Annotated in this window: 16 protein-coding genes; 15 read left to right on the forward strand and 1 reads right to left on the reverse strand. The window is 62.1% G+C overall.

The features are described 5' to 3' along the window. The first annotated feature begins 25 nt into the window (after positions 1-25). The 6 genes from prpE to BG83_RS0103575 all read left to right on the forward strand — a co-directional run bounded on the left by prpE (position 26) and on the right by BG83_RS0103575 (position 8532). Entirely contained in the window at positions 26-1927 is a 1902-nt protein-coding gene (gene prpE, locus BG83_RS0103550; RefSeq protein WP_024975428.1) for a propionate--CoA ligase, read from the forward strand. Positions 1928-2274: 347 nt separating this feature from the next. Continuing rightward, a complete protein-coding gene (gene carA / locus BG83_RS0103555) occupies positions 2275-3411 on the forward strand; it encodes a glutamine-hydrolyzing carbamoyl-phosphate synthase small subunit (RefSeq protein ID WP_024975429.1) in 1137 nt (378 codons plus the stop codon). Between the two features lie 21 nt (positions 3412-3432). Continuing rightward, the gene (leuE, locus tag BG83_RS0103560; RefSeq protein WP_024975430.1) at positions 3433-4107 is read left to right on the forward strand and encodes a leucine efflux protein LeuE; all 675 of its coding nucleotides are present in this window, start codon (positions 3433-3435) and stop codon (positions 4105-4107) included. A gap of 16 nt (positions 4108-4123) precedes the next feature. After that, on the forward strand, positions 4124-7369 hold the full coding sequence (carB, locus tag BG83_RS0103565) for a carbamoyl-phosphate synthase large subunit (RefSeq protein ID WP_024975431.1): 3246 nt from the start codon (positions 4124-4126) through the stop codon (positions 7367-7369). A gap of 199 nt (positions 7370-7568) precedes the next feature. Beyond that, complete coding sequence (gene greA, locus BG83_RS0103570; protein WP_024975432.1) at positions 7569-8045, forward strand: transcription elongation factor GreA; 477 nt, start codon at positions 7569-7571, stop codon at positions 8043-8045. A gap of 19 nt (positions 8046-8064) precedes the next feature. Continuing rightward, on the forward strand, positions 8065-8532 hold the full coding sequence (locus tag BG83_RS0103575) for a DUF4149 domain-containing protein (RefSeq protein WP_012435951.1): 468 nt from the start codon (positions 8065-8067) through the stop codon (positions 8530-8532). Between the two features lie 57 nt (positions 8533-8589). Here BG83_RS0103575 and BG83_RS0103580 read toward each other — a convergent pair whose 3' ends face one another. Then, complete coding sequence (locus tag BG83_RS0103580; RefSeq protein WP_024975433.1) at positions 8590-9090, reverse strand: YhbY family RNA-binding protein; 501 nt, start codon at positions 9088-9090, stop codon at positions 8590-8592. Positions 9091-9198: 108 nt separating this feature from the next. On the opposite strand from BG83_RS0103580, the gene BG83_RS0103585 reads away from it, so the two are divergent. From BG83_RS0103585 to phoU, 9 genes are all read left to right on the forward strand, one after another. Further along, entirely contained in the window at positions 9199-9864 is a 666-nt protein-coding gene (locus tag BG83_RS0103585; RefSeq protein WP_024975434.1) for an RlmE family RNA methyltransferase, read from the forward strand. 131 nt (positions 9865-9995) lie between these two features. Beyond that, positions 9996-11882, forward strand: coding sequence for an ATP-dependent zinc metalloprotease FtsH (gene ftsH / locus BG83_RS0103590; protein WP_024975435.1), 1887 nt, complete (start codon positions 9996-9998; stop codon positions 11880-11882). Between the two features lie 147 nt (positions 11883-12029). After that, complete coding sequence (folP, locus tag BG83_RS0103595; RefSeq protein WP_152543669.1) at positions 12030-12893, forward strand: dihydropteroate synthase; 864 nt, start codon at positions 12030-12032, stop codon at positions 12891-12893. 103 nt (positions 12894-12996) lie between these two features. Next, complete coding sequence (glmM, locus tag BG83_RS0103600; RefSeq protein WP_024975437.1) at positions 12997-14340, forward strand: phosphoglucosamine mutase; 1344 nt, start codon at positions 12997-12999, stop codon at positions 14338-14340. A gap of 191 nt (positions 14341-14531) precedes the next feature. Next, positions 14532-15566 (forward strand): phosphate ABC transporter substrate-binding protein PstS, encoded by a 1035-nt coding sequence (gene pstS / locus BG83_RS0103605; protein ID WP_024975438.1) that lies wholly within the window; start codon positions 14532-14534, stop codon positions 15564-15566. Positions 15567-15682: 116 nt separating this feature from the next. Continuing rightward, a complete protein-coding gene (gene pstC / locus BG83_RS0103610; protein WP_024975439.1) occupies positions 15683-16657 on the forward strand; it encodes a phosphate ABC transporter permease PstC in 975 nt (324 codons plus the stop codon). Positions 16658-16695: 38 nt separating this feature from the next. Beyond that, complete coding sequence (gene pstA / locus BG83_RS0103615) at positions 16696-17580, forward strand: phosphate ABC transporter permease PstA (RefSeq protein WP_024975440.1); 885 nt, start codon at positions 16696-16698, stop codon at positions 17578-17580. Further along, a complete protein-coding gene (gene pstB, locus BG83_RS0103620; RefSeq protein WP_051541441.1) occupies positions 17577-18368 on the forward strand; it encodes a phosphate ABC transporter ATP-binding protein PstB in 792 nt (263 codons plus the stop codon). Before pstA ends, pstB begins: the two co-directional genes overlap by 4 nt. Positions 18369-18408: 40 nt before the next feature. After that, a complete protein-coding gene (gene phoU, locus BG83_RS0103625; protein ID WP_024975442.1) occupies positions 18409-19122 on the forward strand; it encodes a phosphate signaling complex protein PhoU in 714 nt (237 codons plus the stop codon). Positions 19123-19133: the final 11 nt, after the last annotated feature.

A 19133-nucleotide genomic window follows, 5' to 3' on the forward strand; every position in this document is an offset into this window, starting at 1 on the left:
CACACGATGGCCAGGAGACAACGTCATGCCCATGTCCGCCGCGTATCGCGCGCTGTATCAGCGCTCCATTGACGACCCCGCTGGCTTTTGGGGCGAGCAGGCGCAGCGCATCGAGTGGCAAACGCCGTATTCGGCAGTCCTCGACGATTCGCGCATGCCGTTCGCCAAGTGGTTCGTGGGCGGACGCACCAACCTCTGCCACAACGCCGTCGACCGGCATCTCGCCACGCGTGGCGAGCAAGCGGCGCTGGTGTATGTCTCCACCGAAACCGGCCTGGAGACTACGTACACGTATCGCCAGCTCCATCGGGAGGTCAACCGCATGGCGGCGAGCCTGCAGGCGCTGGGGGTCAAACGTGGCGATCGCGTGCTGATTTACCTGCCGATGATTCCCGAAGCCGCGTTTGCCATGCTGGCCTGTGCGCGCATCGGCGCGATCCATTCGGTGGTGTTCGGTGGCTTCGCATCCAACAGTCTCGCCACGCGCATCGACGACGCCACGCCGCGCGTGATCGTCAGTGCGGATGCAGGCTCGCGAGCGGGCAAGGTGGTCGAATACAAACCGTTGCTTGACGCGGCGATTGACTTGGCCGCGCACAAGCCTGAGCGCGTGTTGCTCGTCGATCGCAAACTCGCGCCCATGCGGCACAACCCGCGCGACGCTGATTACGCAACGCTCGCGGCAGAGCACGCGAATGCCGATGTGCCGTGCGAATGGATGGAGTCGAGCGAGCCCTCGTACATCCTCTACACCTCGGGTACGACTGGCAAACCGAAAGGCGTCCAGCGCGACACCGGCGGCTATGCGGTGGCGCTGGCGGCGTCGATGCCGCTCATTTTTGGTACGCAGCCCGGCGACACGATGTTTACAGCATCGGATGTCGGCTGGGTGGTGGGACACAGCTACATCGTTTATGCGCCGCTGCTCGCGGGCCTGACGACGGTCATGTACGAAGGCACGCCAATCCGCCCTGACGGCGCGGTCTGGTGGCGCATCGTCGAGCAATACCGCGTGAATGTGATGTTCACCGCGCCCACTGCCATTCGCGTGCTCAAGAAGCAGGATCCGGCGCTACTGCAGCGACATGATCTGTCGAGTCTGCGGCGCCTGTTCCTTGCTGGCGAGCCGCTGGACGAGCCCACCGCCAGTTGGATCGGCGAGGCGTTGCACAAGCCCATCGTCGACAACTACTGGCAGACCGAGACCGGCTGGCCGATGTTGGCCATTCCGCAAGGGGTCGAGCCTTCCGAGCAAAAGCTCGGCTCGCCGGGCTTCCCGGTCTACGGCTACAAGCTCGACATCTTGGATGAGGCGACCGGAGAGCCATGCGCACCGGGCGAGAAAGGGCTTCTCGCCGTCGCCGCGCCGCTGCCGCCGGGCTGCATGACCACCGTCTGGGGCGACGATGCCCGTTTCCTGCAGACCTACTGGTCCGCCTTTCCTGGCCGGCACATCTATTCGAGCTTCGACTGGGGTGTGCGGGATGTGGAAGGCTACGTGACCATCCTGGGCCGCACCGACGATGTCATCAACGTGGCGGGCCACCGCCTCGGCACACGCGAGATCGAAGAGAGCCTCTCGTCGCATCCCGCTATCGCCGAAGTGGCGGTAGTGGGCGTGGCCGATCAACTCAAAGGGCAGGTGGCGATGGGGTTTGCCATCGTGCGCGATGCTTCGCGCATTGCCGAGCCGGCAGGGCGCCTGGCTCTGGAGGGCGAGTTGATGCGTACGGTCGAGGTGCAACTCGGTGCGGTGGCGCGGCCCTCGCGCGTGTTCTTTGTCGGGGCGCTGCCGAAAACGCGCTCCGGAAAACTGCTGCGCCGCGCGATGCAGGCCGTAGCGGAAGGGCGGGACCCCGGCGATCTGACCACCATCGAAGACCCCACGGCACTGGCTCAGGTGCAGGCTGCCATGCGGGGTGAGTAGGGCACTCCGAACGTGACGTTCTCGCCAGTGTGGAGCTGGGTGTAAGGGCATGGCGGGAGGTCACAATTCGGGCGGCACTCGACGTTAAGTCCTTCCTTTCATTGAGTTTTTTGCGGCGCCCGGGTATACTTGTTGGGTTTGAGTTCAGAAACCCATCACCCTAGCGCCAACCGCTTCCTACCTCCCGCCTACCGCCCCGTCTGCCTCGTTTCTCGGTGATTTCTGGTGAGTTCTGCCCCAGTTTCCGATTCTCGGCGCGCAAACGGCCCGGATTCCGCCCAGCCGGAATTCCGCTTCGGCGCCAAGGTGATCAGGTCGGCACAGGGTGAATCCAGCAGGAGCTACCCGTGTTGCCGTCTTTCCCGCCCGCCATCCTCGCGCTTGCAGACGGCACGGTCTTTCGTGGCTATTCCATCGGTGCGGCCGGTCATACGATCGGCGAAGTGGTGTTCAACACCGCCATCACCGGCTATCAGGAAATCCTTACCGATCCGAGCTACTCGCGCCAGATCGTCACGCTCACGTATCCGCATATCGGTAACGTTGGCGTGAACCGTGAGGACGTCGAAGCCACGAAAGTCCATGCCGCCGGCCTCATCATCAAGGATCTGCCGATCCTCGCGTCCAACTTCCGCAAGGAGCACTCGCTCTCGCATTACCTCAAGGGTGAGAAGGTCGTCGCCATTGCCGGAATCGATACCCGCAAGTTGACCAGGATCCTGCGCGAGAAGGGCGCCCAGAATGGTTGCATTCTCGCCGGCGAAGACAACGTGCAGAAGGCCATCGACCTCGCGCGTTCGTTCCCGGGCCTGTCGGGCATGGATCTGGCGAAGGTCGTGTCCGTGACCGAGCCGTACGAGTGGACCCAGACCGAATGGGCGCTGGGCAGCGGCTACGGCAAGCAGGAAGCCCCGAAGTATCACGTGGTCGCGTATGACTTCGGTGTCAAGTTCAACATCCTGCGCATGCTGGCCGAGCGCGGCTGCCGCGTGACGGTGGTGCCTGCGCAAACCAGCGCGGCCGACGTGCTGGCGCATAACCCGGACGGCGTGTTCCTCTCCAACGGCCCGGGCGATCCGGAGCCGTGCGACTACGCTATCGCTGCCGCCAAGGAATTCCTGGAGCGTCGCCTCCCGACTTTCGGCATCTGTCTGGGTCACCAGATCATGGGTCTGGCCGTGGGCGCCAAGACACTCAAGATGAAGACCGGCCACCACGGCGCCAATCACCCCGTCAAGGATCTGCAGGATGGCCGCGTGGTCATCACCTCGCAGAACCACGGCTTTGCAGTGGACCCGGAGTCGCTGCCAGCCAACGCGCGCGTGACGCACGTTTCGCTGTTCGACGGCACGCTGCAGGGCTTCGAGCTGACCGACCGTCCGGCGTTCTGCTTCCAAGGTCACCCGGAAGCGTCGCCCGGTCCGCACGACATCGCGTATCTGTTTGACCGCTTCACCGCGGCGATGGACGCAGCCAAGCAGTAAAGCAAACGAGATCGCATCGCCATGAACGCTTTCATGCTCGCCCACTTCGGCATCACCGAGTTCTGGACCTTCCTGCTCGGCACGATCTTCATCGTGCTGCTGCCGGGGCCGAACTCGATGTACGTGCTGTCGGTGGCGGCCCGCCGCGGTGTGCGCGCGGGCTACCAGGGCGCGTGTGGCGTGTTTCTGGGCGATGCCATCCTGATGGTGTTGTCGGCAGCAGGCGTGGCTTCGCTGTTGAAGGCGAGTCCGGCGCTGTTCTACGTCGTGAAGTACGTCGGTGCGGCGTATCTGGCGTGGATCGGCCTGCAGATGCTGCGTGGCGCGGTGCGCAATTGGCGCGCGCGCAAGGCCGGCGGGTCTGTCGAACAAAGCGCGGCTCCGGCCGACGAATCGCATCCGTTCAAGAAAGCGCTGGTCATCAGCCTGCTGAACCCGAAGGCGATCTTGTTCTTCATCTCGTTCTTCATCCAGTTCGTCGATCCGCATTACGCGCTGCCGGTGGTGTCGTTCGTCGTGCTTGGGCTGGTCTGCCAGATCTGCAGCTTCCTGTACCTGACCACCATCATCTTCGTGGGCGCGCGGCTGGCCGCGGCGTTCCGCGCGCGACGACGTTTGTCTGCGGGTATGAGCAGCGGCGTCGGCGCCATGTTTATCGGCTTTTCCGCCAAGCTGGCGACGGCCACACTGAATTAATCGAATCGAGCGGGTTATGCCAAAACGTACAGATATCAAAACCATCCTGATCATCGGCGCGGGTCCGATCATCATCGGCCAGGCGTGTGAATTCGATTACTCCGGCGCGCAGGCTTGCAAGGCGCTCCGTGAAGAAGGCTTCAAGGTGGTCCTGGTCAACAGCAACCCGGCCACGATCATGACCGACCCGAACACGGCCGATGTGACCTACATCGAGCCGATCACCTGGGAAGTGGTCGAGCGCATCATTGCCAAGGAGCGTCCGGATGCGATCCTGCCGACCATGGGCGGCCAGACCGCGCTGAACTGCGCGCTGGACCTGCATCGCCATGGCGTGCTGAAGAAGTACAACGTCGAGCTGATCGGCGCATCGCCCGAGGCGATCGACAAGGCTGAAGACCGTCAGAAGTTCAAAGACGCGATGACCAAGATCGGTCTGGGCTCGGCCAAGTCGGGCATTGCGCATTCGATGGACGAAGCCGTGGCCGTGCAGTCGCAAATCGCCAAGGAAACCGGCACGAGCGGCTACCCGATCGTGATCCGTCCGTCGTTCACGCTGGGCGGCACGGGCGGCGGCATCGCCTACAACCGCGAAGAATTCGAAGAGATCTGCAAGCGCGGTCTCGACCTCTCGCCGACCAACGAGCTGCTGATCGAAGAATCGCTGCTCGGCTGGAAGGAATACGAGATGGAAGTCGTGCGCGACAAGGCCGACAACTGCATCATCGTCTGCTCGATCGAAAACCTGGACCCGATGGGCATCCACACCGGTGACTCCATCACCGTGGCCCCGGCACAGACGCTGACGGATAAGGAATACCAGATCCTGCGTAACGCCTCGCTGGCCGTGCTGCGCGAGATCGGCGTGGATACCGGCGGCTCGAACGTGCAGTTCTCGATCAATCCGCAGGACGGTCGGATGATCGTGATCGAGATGAACCCGCGTGTGTCGCGTTCGTCGGCGCTGGCTTCGAAGGCGACCGGTTTCCCGATCGCCAAGGTTGCTGCCAAGCTGGCCGTGGGTTACACGCTGGACGAGTTGAAGAACGAGATTACCGGTGGCGCGACCCCGGCGTCGTTCGAGCCGTCGATCGACTACGTGGTCACCAAGGTGCCGCGTTTCGCGTTCGAGAAATTCCCGCAGGCCGACAGCCACCTGACCACGCAGATGAAGTCCGTGGGCGAGGTGATGGCCATGGGCCGTACCTTCCAGGAATCGTTCCAGAAGGCGCTGCGCGGCCTGGAAGTCGGCGTGGATGGCCTGGACGAAAAGTCCACCGACCGCGACGAGATCATCGAAGAGATCGGCGAAGCCGGTCCGGACCGCATCTGGTACCTGGGCGATGCATTCCGCCTGGGCCTGTCGATCGACGAGGTCTACTCCGAGACCGCGGTTGACCCGTGGTTCCTCGCGCAGATCGAAGACATCGTCAAGACCGAAGCGCTGGTCAAGGCCCGCACGCTGGATAGCCTGTCGGCTGCCGAGCTGCGTCTGCTCAAGCAGAAGGGCTTCTCCGACCGCCGCCTTGCCAAGCTGATGAAGACGACTTCCAAGGCCGTGCGTGAGAAGCGTATCGCCGAGAAGGTCCGTCCGGTCTACAAGCGCGTGGACACCTGCGCTGCCGAATTCGCCACCAACACCGCGTATCTGTACTCGACCTATGAGGCCGAGCACGGCGAGTGCGAAGCCGAGCCGACCAGCAACAAGAAGATCATGGTTCTGGGCGGTGGCCCGAACCGGATCGGCCAAGGCATCGAGTTCGACTACTGCTGCGTGCACGCTGCGCTGGCGCTGCGCGAAGACGGGTACGAGACCATCATGGTCAACTGCAACCCGGAAACCGTCTCGACCGATTACGACACCTCCGACCGCCTGTACTTCGAGCCGGTCACGCTGGAAGACGTGCTCGAGATCGTCGACAAGGAGAAGCCGGTCGGCGTGATCGTGCAATACGGCGGACAGACGCCGCTGAAGCTCGCGCTGGATCTGGAAGCCAATGGCGTGCCCATCATCGGCACGTCCCCGGACATGATCGATGCGGCCGAAGACCGTGAGCGCTTCCAGAAGCTGCTGCACGAGCTGGGTCTGCGTCAGCCGCCCAACCGCACCGCACGTGCGGAAGACGAAGCACTGAAGCTGGCCGAAGAAATCGGCTACCCGCTGGTGGTGCGTCCGTCGTACGTGCTGGGCGGTCGCGCGATGGAAATCGTTCATGAGCCGCGCGACCTCGAGCGCTACATGCGCGAGGCTGTGAAGGTATCGAACGACAGCCCCGTGCTGCTCGATCGCTTCCTGAACGACGCCATCGAATGCGACGTGGATTGTCTGTCTGACGGCAAGCGCGTGTTCATCGGCGGCGTGATGGAGCACATCGAGCAGGCCGGCGTGCACTCGGGCGACTCGGCTTGCTCTCTGCCGCCGTATTCGCTGTCGCAAGCCACCGTTGATGAACTCAAGCGCCAGACTGCTGCGATGGCCAAGGCGCTGAACGTGGTTGGTCTGATGAACGTGCAGTTCGCGATCCAGCAGAGGGACGGCGAGGACATCGTCTACGTGCTGGAAGTGAACCCGCGCGCTTCGCGTACGGTGCCGTATGTTTCGAAGGCGACCGGTGTCTCGTTGGCCAAGGTTGCGGCTCGCTGCATGGCAGGTCAGTCGCTGGATTCGCAAGGCATCGAGAAGGAAGTCGTGCCTGCGTACTACAGCGTCAAGGAGGCTGTGTTCCCGTTCAACAAGTTCCCGGGGGTCGACCCGGTGCTTGGACCGGAAATGCGCTCCACCGGCGAAGTGATGGGCGTTGGCAAGACCTTTGGCGAGGCGCTCTTCAAGAGCCAGCTGGCTGCCGGTTCGCGCCTGCCCGAGAAGGGCACCGTGCTGATGACGGTCAAGGACAGCGACAAGCCGCAAGCCGTGGAAGTGGCCCGTGCGCTGCATACGCTGGGCTACCCGATCGTGGCAACGCGCGGTACGGCCTCGGCCATTGAGGCCGCCGGCATTCCGGTGCGCGTGGTGAACAAGGTGAAGGACGGCCGTCCGCACATTGTCGACATGATCAAGAACAGCGAGATCGCACTCGTCTTCACGACCGTCGACGAGACGCGCGCTGCGATTGCTGACTCGCGTTCCATCCGCCAGGCAGCATTGGCTCAGCGTGTGACCTACTACACGACCATTGCCGGTGCTCGTGCCGCGGTGGAAGGTCTGAAGCACATGCAGCACCTCGACGTGTATGACCTGCAGGGCCTGCACGCGACCCTGTAAGTAAGCCCATCGTCAGGGCCCGCGACGCGGCATAGCGTCGCGGCGACCGCACGGAGAGGGGGCAGTTGCCGCCTCCGGACGGTTCGCCTAAACTAGAGCGTCCGTGTCAAAACAACGACAGCCGCCGTCAGGCGGGTGTGCGCTACGCGCCCTCCCGCTTCGCAGCGGCTGATTTTTTTGTGATTCCGAAATACTTACGATGAGCACCATTCCGATTACCAAGCGCGGTGCCGAGATGCTGAAAGACGAACTCCAACGTCTGAAGACCAAGGAGCGTCCGGCCGTCGTCAACGCTATCGCCGAGGCGCGTGCCCAGGGCGATCTGTCCGAAAACGCCGACTATGATGCCGCCAAGGAGCGCCAGGGCTTCATCGAAGGCCGTATCCAGGAAATCGAAGGCAAGCTGTCCGCCGCGCAGATCATCGATCCGGCTTCGCTGGATGCCGACGGTCGCATCGTTTTTGGCGCAACCATTGACCTGGAAGATTTGGATTCGGGCAAGCCCGTCACGTACCAGATCGTCGGCGATGACGAAGCCGATCTGGAAACCGGCAAGATCTCGATCAGCTCGCCGATCGCTCGCGCGTTGATCGGCAAGTTCGAAGGCGACGTCGCCACTGTGGTCGCCCCGGGCGGCGAACGCGAGTACGAAGTCCTGGCCGTCAAGTACCTCTAACCCGATCCGAGGCAACGCCATGCCGCAGCGCTTCTTCCAGTTGCTTGCCACGGTATGGTGCGGTTCGCTCTGGACCATCGGTTACATCGTCGCTCCGACGCTGTTTGCGATGCTTGACGATCGCCAGTTGGCCGGCTCGATTGCCGGCCGGTTGTTTCATGCGGAGGCGTGGATCGGCCTGGCGACAGGGTGTCTGCTTTTGCTCGCTGCCACGGCGCTGGTGCGTCGCGGTCAGGCCGGGTACCGCCGGCTGCGCTGGCTTGTGCTGGCGATGCTGCTGTGCGTGCTGGTGGGCTATTTCGGCCTCCAGCCTTTCATGGCTTCACTTCGCGAACAGGCCGATGCGCTCGGCATGGCGGTGGGAGATTCGCCTTACCGAGCACAGTTCGGCATGCTGCACGGTGTATCGAGCGTGTTCTATCTGCTGCAGAGCCTGTTGGGGTTGGCGCTGATCTGGAAGGCAGCCGATGTTCGGCAAGCCGCCTGAAGGCCAAAAAAAGACCGGCTGAAAAGCCGGTCGTTTTGTGTGCAGCCCCGAATTGGATCAGGACAGCGCCTTCTTTTTCTGGCTGGTTTGACGCGGCTTGGCGCGCTTGACGTTGCCACCGGCCGTGACGCGCTCGTTGCCGAGCACGCTCAGGCGGACGGGCTTCGGGCGGCGTGCGCTGTTCGGGTTCGGCTTGCGCACGGTGACCGAGCGCGGACCGGCCCCCACGGTAGTCTTGCGCGGCGGCTTGAGGTCGCGCGGCTGGTTTTCCTTCAGGTACGCCGGGCCTTCGCGCCAGATCACCAGCAGCTTGCCGATGTGCTGTACCGGGGCGGCCTGCAGGCGGGCGCAGATGGTGTCGTAGAGTTCGATGCGTGCTTCGCGGTCATCGCCGAAGACGCGAATCTTGATCAGCCCGTGGGCCGCCAGCGAGCGGTCGATTTCGGCCAGAACGGGCTTGGTCAAGCCCTCCGCACCGATGATGACGACCGGGTTCAACGCGTGCGCTTCGGAGCGCAGTTCCGATCGTTGGGCAGGGGTGAGGATAAGGGCGGGCATAAATAAGGGCGGGATCGCGCAAAGAGACAAACGGCGCGTATTATCCGCCAAAACCAGTCCTGGCTGCCATGTTTGGCGCTACATTCGGGCGAAATTGCAACCAATTCGATGGCAAAGAACAAGTTCAACCAGTCGTGGCTGCACGACCATATCAACGATCCGTACGTGAAGCTGGCGCAGCGCGAAGGCTATCGCGCACGTGCCGCCTACAAGCTCAAAGAGATCGACGAGCAAGACAAGCTGATCAAGCCGGGCCAGGTCATCGTTGACCTGGGCGCCGCGCCGGGCAGTTGGAGTCAGTACGTGCGCAACAAGCTGGCCGCCTCACCGCGCGCCAAGGACGGCCGTATCGATGGGGCAATCGTCGCGATCGACATCCTGCCGATGGAAGCCATCGCCGACGTCACCTTCATCCAAGGCGACTTCCGCGAGGATGAAGTTTTCCGGCAACTGGAGGAAATCGTGCTGGAAGCCACCGGCGGGGGCAAAGTGGACCTTGTTTTGTCCGATATGGCCCCCAATCTCTCAGGTGTGGCGTCGGCAGACGCCGCGCGCATGGAGCACATCGCCGAGCTGGCTGTGGAATTTGCTATGGCGCACCTGAAACCTGAGGGCGCGCTGCTGATCAAATGTTTTCACGGCAGCGGCTATAGTCAGATCGTCGAGATGTTCAAGCGCCATTTCAAGATCGTGGCGCCGCGCAAGCCTAAAGCCTCCCGCGACAAATCGTCCGAAACATTCTTGTTGGGCCGCCAACTCAAGCATCCCGGCTGACGGACGATACTCAGGAAGGGGCCCCCGGCTGGCACGGTGGGCCGTCGGTCTTGCGGGCAATCAACCCGCGGCGGTGTCCGTGCATTACAATGCCAAGCATCCCGTCAAGGCATTTCTAAAGGAGTCTCGCCTTGAATAACAACTGGTTTCAGAAGGCGGCCATCTGGCTGGTGATTGCCTTGGTGCTGTTCACCGTCTTCAAGCAGTTCGACAAGCCGCGCACCCAAGAGGGTGTGACGTACTCGCAATTCATGGACGACGCGAAGGCCGGCAAAGTCAAGCGTGTCGAGGTCCAGGGCCGTACGTTGTTGGTCACACCCAACGAGGGCAACAAGTATTCCATCATCTCGCCGGGCGACATCTGGATGGTGGGCGACCTGATGAAGTACGGCGTGCAGGTGACCGGCAAGGCGGAAGAAGAGCAAGGTGTGCTTCTCACCGCGCTTTATTACCTCGGCCCGACGTTGCTGATCATCGTGTTCTGGTTCTACATGATGCGGCAGATGCAGGGCGGCGGAAAAGGCGGCGCCTTCTCGTTCGGCAAGTCGCGGGCGCGACTGATCGATGAGAACAACAACAGCGTCACGTTTGCTGACGTGGCAGGCTGTGACGAGTCGAAGGAGGAAGTCGTCGAGCTGGTCGACTTCCTGAAAGACCCGCAGAAATTCCAAAAGTTGGGCGGGCGCATCCCGCGTGGCGTACTGCTGGTGGGCCCTCCGGGTACCGGTAAGACGCTGCTGGCTCGCGCCATTGCCGGCGAAGCCAAGGTGCCGTTCTTCAGCATCTCCGGTTCGGACTTCGTTGAAATGTTCGTCGGCGTGGGCGCAGCTCGCGTGCGCGACATGTTCGAAAACGCCAAAAAGCAGGCACCCTGCATCGTGTTCATCGATGAAATCGATGCGGTCGGCCGTCATCGTGGCGCCGGCATGGGCGGCGGCAACGACGAGCGCGAGCAGACCCTGAACCAGATGCTGGTCGAGATGGACGGCTTCGAGGCCAACTCGGGCGTCATCGTGATCGCGGCGACCAACCGTGCCGACGTGCTTGACAAGGCGCTATTGCGTCCGGGTCGTTTCGACCGCCAAGTCTACGTGGGGCTGCCCGACATCCGCGGCCGCGAGCAGATTCTCAAGGTGCACATGCGAAAGGTGCCGATTGGCAACGACGTTGATGCATCAGTGCTGGCACGCGGCACGCCGGGCTTTTCTGGCGCTGATCTGGCCAACCTGGTTAACGAAGCTGCGCTGTTTGCTGCGCGCCGTAACAAGCGCGTGGTTGACATGCAGGACTTCGAAGATGCGAAGGACAAGATCTACATGGGTCCGGAGCGCAAGTCGGCCGTGATCCGCGAAGAGGAGCGCCGCGCTACGGCGTACCACGAGTCGGGCCATGCAGTGGTGGCCAAGCTGCTGCCGAAGGCTGATCCGGTGCACAAGGTGACGATCATGCCGCGCGGCTGGGCTGGCGGTCTGACGTGGCAACTGCCGGAGCACGACAAGCACTACGCCTACAAAGATACGATGCTCGAAGAGGTCGCGATTCTGTTCGGTGGCCGTGCTGCAGAAGAGGTGTTCCTGGGTGCGATGAGCACCGGCGCTTCGAACGACTTTGAGCGTGCCACCAAGATGGCCCGCGATATGGTGACGCGCTATGGTATGAGCGACGCGCTTGGCACCATGGTCTACGTCGATACGGAACAGGATGGCTTCTTCGGCCGCATGGCGTCGAAGACGGTGTCCGAGGCGACGCAGCAGAAGGTGGATTCGGAAATTCGCCGTATCGTGGACGAACAGTACGCCCTGGCCAAGGGGCTGCTGGAAGCGAATCGCGAGAAAGTTGAAGCCATGACCGCCGCGCTGCTCGAGTGGGAAACCATCGACGCTGATCAGGTCAACGACATCATGGACGGCAAGCCGCCGCGCCCGCCGCGCTACGGCTCGACCGGTGGTGGCAGCACTCCGCCGGGTGGTGGCACGCCGGCTGGTGTAACTCCGGGCAACGTGCCTGCCACGGCCTGATGATGACGTGTTGATTTGTCGCTCTGGCAGCGACGCAGAAGAGCCGGTGCAAGCGCACCGGCTTTTTTTTGTTGGCGCTTTCTGGCGTGCCTGGCGTAGCATTCCGGTCCTGCGCAGCATTTCCATCAATCTATCTTGTCCGCTTCCATTCCCACCACAACGCACTTCCAGTGCGGACGTTTCCGTTATGCACGCGATCGGCGTCCGCTGGTCATGGGCATTCTCAATGTCACGCCCGATTCGTTCTCCGATGGCGGGCAGCACGCCACGCGCGATGCAGCTTTGCGCCATGCAGAGAAACTGATCGCCGAAGGCGTGGACATGATCGACATCGGTGGCGAATCGAGCCGTCCGGGTGCCGAGCCGCTGAGCCTGCAGGCCGAGCTGGACCGCGTGATGCCCATCGTCGAGGCGCTGCGCGAATGTGGCAAGCCGTTGTCCATCGATACTTACAAGCCCGAGGTGATGCGAGCCACGCTGGATGCAGGTGCCGATCTGATCAACGACATCTGGGGCTTTCGCCGGCCTGGCGCGATTGAGGCAGTGGCCAAGGGCAACGGGGGCCTGTGCGTCATGCACATGCAGCGTGATCCCGAAACGATGCAGGAAGCGCCCAGCTATGCGGACCTGATGGGCGAGGTTGAGGCCTTCCTGCGTTCGCAAACGGAGGCGCTCATGGCTGCTGGCGTGGCGGCCGAGCGTATTTCGCTCGATCCGGGATTTGGTTTTGGCAAAACGCCGGATCACAATCTCACCATGCTCAATCGCTTGGGGGAGTTCAATCGGATCGGTTTGCCGCTGTTCGTCGGTTTATCACGCAAATCGACGCTTGGCGCTGTGCTGGGCGGCAAACCGCCGGCCGAGCGCGTGACCGCCAGCGTGGCGGCGGCGCTGCTGGCCGCAGAGCGGGGCGCGTTCATCGTGCGTGTGCACGACGTACAACCGACGGTGGAATCGATTCAGCTCTGGTGGGCCATGCGTCATGAACGCGTAAATCCGCCACTGGCCTGACAGCCGCCCAGCCTCGCGCGGCTGGGGATCAAGCGAACAGAGGATTGCCCGGTGACGGCCGGCGCCTTACAAACAAAGAAAGAATTCTCCAGGAGAGATCCCAATGTCCAGGAAGTATTTCGGCACCGACGGCATCCGTGGACGTGTCGGTGAAAGCCCGATCACGCCGGATTTTGTGCTGCGCCTTGGCTACGCGGCGGGCCGTGTGCTGGCCCTTGGCAGCGAAGCACATGGCCACGGCCGTCCCACTGTGCTGATCGGTAAGGACACGCGCCTGTCGGGCTACATGCTGGAAGCCGCGCTGGAAGCCGGCTTTACCGCAGCCGGCGTTGATGTCTTGATGAGCGGGCCGCTGCCTACGCCTGGCGTGGCGTATCTCACGCGTGCGCTGCGGCTGTCGGCGGGAGTGGTGATTTCTGCATCACATAATCCGTACTACGACAACGGCATTAAGTTTTTTTCCGCCACCGGCGACAAGCTGCCAGACGAAACCGAGCTGCAAATCGAGGCGGAGCTGGAAAAGCCGATGGTGTGCGCGGCCTCAGACGCGCTGGGCCGTGCCCGTCGTATCGAGGATGCCGCTGGCCGCTACATCGAGTTCTGCAAGAGCACGTTCCCGAGCGACCTGAACCTGTTTGGCATGAAAGTCGTGCTGGACAGCGCGCATGGCGCGGCTTATCACATCGCTCCGCACGTCTTCCATGAATTGGGTGCGGATGTCGTGTCGATCGGCAACCAGCCGAATGGCCGCAACATCAACGACGGCTATGGCGCGACGGCACCGGGCAAGTTGGTCGAAGCCACGCGCGAGCACGGGGCCGACATTGGCCTGGCCTTCGACGGCGATGCTGACCGCTTGCAGGTGGTGGACCGCAATGGCCGCCTCTACAACGGCGACGAACTGCTCTATGTGATGGTGCAGGCGCGCCGTGCGGCGGGCCAGACGGTGCCGGGTGCGGTCGGCACACTTATGACCAATCTCGCCGTGGAGCTGGCGCTCAAGGCGCAGGGCGTCGAGTTCGTGCGCGCCAAGGTGGGCGACCGCTACGTGCTGGAAGAGCTGAAGAAGAATGGTTGGCTGCTGGGCGGCGAAGGGTCGGGCCACTTGCTCTGCCTGGACAAGCACAGCACGGGCGACGGCATCATCTCGGCGCTCCAGGTGCTTGCGGCATTGCGTCGCAGTGGCCAGACGCTGGATCAAATGCTGGATGGCGTGCGCCTGTTCCCGCAAAAGCTCATCAACGTGCGGGTCGAAAAGGGCTTCGACTGGAAATCGCACGCGGGCCTGCAGGCCGCGCTGAAGACCAGCGAGGCCGAGCTTGATGGCAAGGGACGTGTGCTGATCCGCCCGTCGGGTACGGAGCCGGTCGTCCGCGTGATGGTGGAAGCGCAGGATGCAGAGCTGGCCAACCAACATGCGGAGCGCCTTGCTGCGACGTTGCAGTAAGTTGCTGCCAGACCAAGTAAATATGTCAAAAAGCGGCCTCCGGGCCGCTTTTTTTATGCGCGTGAGTCGACTTTCATGCCTTGCAGCTCAGTTATGAGAAGTTTTCGTGTTGTCACATAACTGTCATTCAAGCCGCCTAAAGTTCGGATGTCAAAAATCTGTCATCGCTCAACCGCTCCTCTGGAGAACTCATGAAACTGGTCAAATCCGCAATCGCTGGCGTGGCTGCATTGGCTTTCGCTGGTGCCGCATTTGCTGTTGACATCACTGGCGCAGGCGCAACGTTCCCGGCACCCGTCTACAACAAGTGGGCGGCCGACTACAACAAGGCGACCCAAACCAAGGTGAACTACCAAGGTATCGGCTCGTCGGGCGGCATCAAGCAGATCACCGCCAAGACTGTCGACTTCGGTGCATCGGACATGCCGCTGAAGGACGAGGAGTTGAACAAGGATGGCCTGATCCAGTTCCCGACCGTGATTGGTGGCGTGGTGCCCGTGATCAACCTGCCGGGCGTGAAGCCGGGCGAGCTGACGCTGAACGGCCAATTGCTGGGTGACATCTATCTGGGCAAGATCAAGAAGTGGAATGATCCGGCCATCGCCAAGCTGAATCCGAAGGCCAAGCTGCCGGACCAAGACATCCTGGTGGTGCGCCGTGCTGACGGTTCGGGCACCTCGTTCATCTTCACGAACTACCTGTCGAAGGTGAACACCGAGTGGAAGAGCAAGGTGGGCGAAGGCACGACCGTGAACTGGCCGACCGGTACGGGTGGCAAGGGCAACGAAGGCGTGGCCGCTTTCGTGCAGCGTCTGGGTGGTGCGGTTGGCTACGTTGAGTATGCCTACGCCAAGCAGAACAAGATGACGTACGTGAACCTGCAGAACAAGTCGGGCGCCACCGTGCAACCGACCGCTGAAGCCTTCAAGGCCGCGGCTGCCGGCGCCGAGTGGAGCAAGTCGTACTACCAGATCCTGACGGACGAGCCGGGCAAGGACGCATGGCCGATCGCCGGTGCAACGTTCATTCTGCTGCACAAGACGCAAGCGAAGCCGGAGCAGGGCGCTGAAGTCATGAAGTTCTTCGACTGGGCCTACAAGGGTGGTGACGATGCCGCCAAGGGCCTGGACTACGTGCCGCTGCCGGACGCTGTGAAGAACCAGATCCGCGCAACGTGGAAGTCGAGCGTGAAGGATGCATCGGGCAAGGTTGTGTACAACCACTGATGGTTGCCTGCTGCATAAGGGCTTGTAAGTAGGTGCAGCACAAGGTGCGGGGGGCGGTAAGAATCGGCCGCCCGCACCATTTCAAATGCTTCTTTCACGGCTGACCGGTTTCCCTCATGGCCACGCTCTCTGATTCCTCTGGCGCTTCCCGTATGCGAGCACCCAGCCGCTTTGGCGACCTGGTGTTCGGCGGTCTGACCCGCCTTGCCGCAATCGTTACGCTGTTATTGCTGGGCGGCATCATCATCTCGCTCATCATCAGCTCCTGGCCCACGATTCAGAAATTTGGCCTGTCGTTCCTGTGGAATTCGGAATGGGATCCGCCCTCCGACATCTATGGCGCGCTGGTGCCCGTCTACGGCACCCTGGTCACGTCGCTGATCGCGCTCATCATTGCCGTGCCTGTGAGCTTCGGCATTGCCCTGTTCTTGACCGAGCTGTCGCCGGCCTGGCTGCGCCGACCGCTGGGTACCGCCATCGAGCTGCTTGCTGCAGTGCCGTCCATCGTGTACGGCATGTGGGGCCTGCTCGTGTTTGCCCCGATTTTCGGCGAATACTTTCAAAAACCGCTGGCGGCGACCGTCGGCAAGATTCCGGTCATCGGGGCGCTGTTTCAAGGTGCGCCGATCGGCATCGGCCTGCTCTGCGCCGGGGTGATCCTGGCGATCATGATCATTCCGTACATCTCGGCGGTGATGCGCGATGTGTTCGAAATCACGCCGACGCTGCTTAAGGAATCCGCCTACGGCGTGGGCTGCACGACGTGGGAAGTCATGTGGAACGTGGTGCTGCCTTACACCAAGGCGGGTGTGATCGGCGGTGTGATGCTGGGCCTGGGGCGCGCAATCGGCGAGACCATGGCCGTGACGTTCGTGATCGGCAACACCAACCTGCTGTCCGATCCGTCGTTGTTCTCGCCGGGTAACAGCATCACGTCGGCGCTGGCCAATGAGTTTGCGGAAGCGGGGCAGGGCCTGCATACCGCGGCGCTCATGGAGCTGGGCTTGATCCTGTTCGTCATCACGTTCATCGTGCTGGCCGCGTCCAAGTTGCTGCTTCTGCGCCTGCAGAAGAGCGAGGGTCAGAAGTGAACCAACGCGATCTGCCTGACGCTATGAGACCCAATACCATGCGTATGTCTTCCATTCCTGCCGTCCGCGCCGACTCTGAAAAGATCAAGGCACGCCTGCAGGCCCGCCGCCGCAACGTCAACGGGATTGCGCTGGCGCTGTCACTCGCCGCCATGGCCTTCGGCCTGGTGTGGCTGGCATGGATTCTGTGGACCACGCTCTCGCTGGGTGTGGGTGGCCTGTCGATGTCGCTCTTCACGGAGATGACGCCGGCGCCCAATACGCCGGGAGGCGGCCTCGCCAACGCCATCGCAGGATCGTTCCTGCTGGTGGGCATGGCCACGCTGATCGGCACGCCGCTGGGCATCATGGCGGGCATCTATCTAGCCGAGTACGGCAAGACGTCGATGCTGGCCAGCGCCACGCGCTTCATCAATGACATCCTGCTGTCGGCACCGTCCATCGTGATCGGCCTGTTCGTGTATGCCGTCGTGGTGGCCCGCGTGCAGCACTTCTCGGGTATTGCCGGCGTGCTTGCGCTGGCGCTGCTCCAGATTCCGATCGTGGTGCGCACCACCGAGAACATGCTGAACCTGGTGCCCAACGCGATGCGTGAAGCCGCCATGGCGCTTGGCACGCCCAAGTGGAAGATGATCCTGTCGATTACGCTCAAGGCGTCGTATGCCGGCGTGATTACGGGTGTGCTGCTGGCCGTCGCTCGCATTGCCGGCGAAACCGCGCCGCTGCTCTTTACCGCCCTGAACAACCAGTTCTGGAGTCTGGATCTGAATCAGCCGGTGGCCACGCTGCCGACCGTGATCTTCAAGTTTGCGATGAGCCCGTTTCCCGAGTGGCAGCAATTGGCCTGGGCCGGGGTGTTCCTGATTACGTTGGGTGTGCTGGGGCTGAACGTCCTCGCGCGTGCCTTGTTCACCAAGAAATGACCATGACTGCTACGTCCCTCGAAGTGCGCACGCAAAGCCCGAAGATCGATGTTCGCGACCTGAACTTCTACTATGGCAAGTTCCACGCGCTGAAGAACATCTCGATGCAGATTCCCGAGAAGCAGGTGACGGCCTTCATTGGCCCGTCGGGCTGCGGCAAGTCGACTCTGCTGCGTACGTTCAACAAGATGTACGCGCTGTATCCGGAGCAGCGTGCCGAAGGCCAGATCAACATGGACGGCGAGAACCTGCTGACCTCGCGCATGGACATTGCCCTGCTGCGTGCCAAGGTCGGCATGGTGTTTCAGAAGCCGACGCCGTTCCCGATGTCGATCTACGACAACATCGCTTTCGGTGTGAAGCTGTTCGAGCGTCTGTCGCGCTCTGAAATGGACGATCGCGTGGAATGGGCACTGACCAAGGCCGCGCTGTGGAACGAAGTGAAGGACAAGCTCAACCAGTCAGGCTACGGCCTGTCGGGCGGTCAGCAGCAGCGTCTGTGTATCGCGCGCGGCATTGCCATCCGCCCCGAAGTGCTGCTGCTGGATGAGCCGTGCTCGGCGCTGGACCCGATTTCCACGGGCAAGATCGAAGAGCTGATCGCCGAACTGAAGGATGACTACACGGTCGTCATCGTCACGCATAACATGCAGCAGGCGGCGCGTTGCTCCGACTTCACGGCGTACATGTATCTGGGCGAGCTGATCGAGTTCGGCGACACCGAAAAGATCTTCATCAAGCCGCAGCGCAAAGAAACCGAAGACTACATTACCGGCCGCTTCGGCTGACCTGCAACAACGCTGAAGCTGAAGCGACAAGGAGAAACCGATGTCTGAGAAGCATCTGTCATCGCAGTTTGACACCGACCTGACCTCCATCAGCACCAAGGTGCTGCAGATGGGCGGCCTGGTGGAAGCGCAGATTGCACGCGCCATGCGCGCGCTGGCCAATTTCGACACCGCCATGTGCGATCAAGTCTTGGCCGTGGAGCTGGAAATCAACGCGCTCGAGATCGAGATCGACGGCGACTGCAACAACATCATCGCGCGCCGCCAGCCGACCGCTCGCGACCTGCGTTTGGTGATGGCCATCTCGAAGACCATCACGAACCTTGAGCGTGCCGGCGACGAAGCCGAGAAGATCGCCAAGCGCACCAAGCGCATCATGCAGGACCCGTCGGCACATGCGTTGAACTACGCTGGTGTGGAGCGCTCGGGCGAGATGGCCGCGACCATCCTGCGTCACGCGCTGGACGCCTTCGCACGCCTGGACACCGCTGCTGCCTTGTCGATCCTGCAGGAAGACAAGGCCATCGATGAGGAATTCCGCGGCTTCATGCGCGAACTCATCACGTACATGATGGAGAACCCGCGCACGATTTCGGTAGCGCTGGATCTGCTGTTCATTGCCAAGGCCATTGAGCGTATTGGCGATCACGCCAAGAACATCGCCGAGTTTATTATCTACATCGTCAAGGGCACCGACGTCCGGCACGCTTCACGCGAGACGCTGGCACGCGAGATCCTCGGCGAGGGCGAATAAAGGGCAGGACT

Source organism: Ralstonia pickettii (genome assembly GCF_000607165.1).
Classification (GTDB): domain Bacteria; phylum Pseudomonadota; class Gammaproteobacteria; order Burkholderiales; family Burkholderiaceae; genus Ralstonia; species Ralstonia holmesii.

Excerpts from the sequence above, each read along its gene's own strand:
- prpE (WP_024975428.1), top strand. The coding sequence starts at position 26 with ATGCCCATGTCCGCCGCGTATCGCGCGCTGTATCAGCGCTCCATTGAC.
- leuE (WP_024975430.1), top strand. The coding sequence starts at position 3,433 with ATGAACGCTTTCATGCTCGCCCACTTCGGCATCACCGAGTTCTGGACC.
- carB (WP_024975431.1), top strand. The coding sequence starts at position 4,124 with ATGCCAAAACGTACAGATATCAAAACCATCCTGATCATCGGCGCGGGT.
- greA (WP_024975432.1), top strand. The coding sequence starts at position 7,569 with ATGAGCACCATTCCGATTACCAAGCGCGGTGCCGAGATGCTGAAAGAC.
- BG83_RS0103575 (WP_012435951.1), top strand. The coding sequence starts at position 8,065 with ATGCCGCAGCGCTTCTTCCAGTTGCTTGCCACGGTATGGTGCGGTTCG.
- BG83_RS0103580 (WP_024975433.1), bottom strand. The coding sequence starts at position 9,090 with ATGCCCGCCCTTATCCTCACCCCTGCCCAACGATCGGAACTGCGCTCC.
- BG83_RS0103585 (WP_024975434.1), top strand. The coding sequence starts at position 9,199 with ATGGCAAAGAACAAGTTCAACCAGTCGTGGCTGCACGACCATATCAAC.
- glmM (WP_024975437.1), top strand. The coding sequence starts at position 12,997 with ATGTCCAGGAAGTATTTCGGCACCGACGGCATCCGTGGACGTGTCGGT.
- pstS (WP_024975438.1), top strand. The coding sequence starts at position 14,532 with ATGAAACTGGTCAAATCCGCAATCGCTGGCGTGGCTGCATTGGCTTTC.
- pstC (WP_024975439.1), top strand. The coding sequence starts at position 15,683 with ATGGCCACGCTCTCTGATTCCTCTGGCGCTTCCCGTATGCGAGCACCC.
- pstA (WP_024975440.1), top strand. The coding sequence starts at position 16,696 with ATGCGTATGTCTTCCATTCCTGCCGTCCGCGCCGACTCTGAAAAGATC.
- pstB (WP_051541441.1), top strand. The coding sequence starts at position 17,577 with ATGACCATGACTGCTACGTCCCTCGAAGTGCGCACGCAAAGCCCGAAG.
- phoU (WP_024975442.1), top strand. The coding sequence starts at position 18,409 with ATGTCTGAGAAGCATCTGTCATCGCAGTTTGACACCGACCTGACCTCC.